Below are 1,175 nucleotides of genomic sequence, written 5' to 3'. Positions count from 1 at the left end.
GTTTAGGGTACGGGCCGCCATGAAACTCGCTAGAGGCTTTTCTCGACAGCATAGGATCATCCACTTCACCACAATCGGCTCGGCATCAGGTCTCACCCTCATGTCTCCCGGATTTACCTGGAAGACGGGCTACACCCTTACCCCGGGACTACCATCGCCCGGGCTGGACTACCTTCCTGCGTCACCCCATCGCTCACCTACTACCAGCTTGGGCCGGCGGCTCCACCACTTTCCATTCCCCGAAGGGTCCGGAACGGCTTCACGGCCTTAGCATCACTGGATTCGATGTCTTTCGCGTCACAGCGGGTACCGGAATATCAACCGGTTATCCATCGACTACGCCTGTCGGCCTCGCCTTAGGTCCCGACTTACCCTGGGCAGATCAGCTTGACCCAGGAACCCTTAGTCAATCGGCGCACACGTTTCTCACGTGTGTATCGCTACTCATGCCTGCATTCTCACTCGTGAACCGTCCACAACTACCTTCCGGTGCTGCTTCACCCGGCACACGACGCTCCCCTACCCATCCATACAGGCGTTGGCCCTGTTGTATGAATGACACGACTTCGGCGGTACGCTTGAGCCCCGCTACATTGTCGGCGCGGAATCACTTGACCAGTGAGCTATTACGCACTCTTTCAAGGGTGGCTGCTTCTAAGCCAACCTCCTGGTTGTCTCTGCGACTCCACATCCTTTCCCACTTAGCGTACGCTTAGGGGCCTTAGTCGATGCTCTGGGCTGTTTCCCTCTCGACCATGGAGCTTATCCCCCACAGTCTCACTGCCGTGCTCTCACTTACCGGCATTCGGAGTTTGGCTAAGGTCAGTAACCCGGTAGGGCCCATCGCCTATCCAGTGCTCTACCTCCGGCAAGAAACACACGACGCTGCACCTAAATGCATTTCGGGGAGAACCAGCTATCACGGAGTTTGATTGGCCTTTCACCCCTAACCACAGGTCATCCCCCAGGTTTTCAACCCTGGTGGGTTCGGTCCTCCACGAAGTCTTACCTCCGCTTCAACCTGCCCATGGCTAGATCACTCCGCTTCGGGTCTTGAGCGCGCTACTAAATCGCCCTGTTCGGACTCGCTTTCGCTACGGCTTCCCCACACGGGTTAACCTCGCAACACACCGCAAACTCGCAGGCTCATTCTTCAAAAGGCACGCAGTCACGAC

At 57.0% G+C, this 1,175-nt stretch carries 1 rRNA gene; it reads right to left on the bottom strand.

The features are described 5' to 3' along the window. Positions 1–1,175: ribosomal RNA gene (locus ACFYWS_RS39610) — 23S ribosomal RNA — on the bottom strand; the annotation flags it as partial.

The organism is Streptomyces sp. NPDC002795 (genome assembly GCF_042888725.1).
GTDB lineage: Bacteria > Actinomycetota > Actinomycetes > Streptomycetales > Streptomycetaceae > Streptomyces.
Note: the sequence above shows the minus strand (reverse complement) of the source record. Positions and strands in the feature narration are given on the sequence as shown.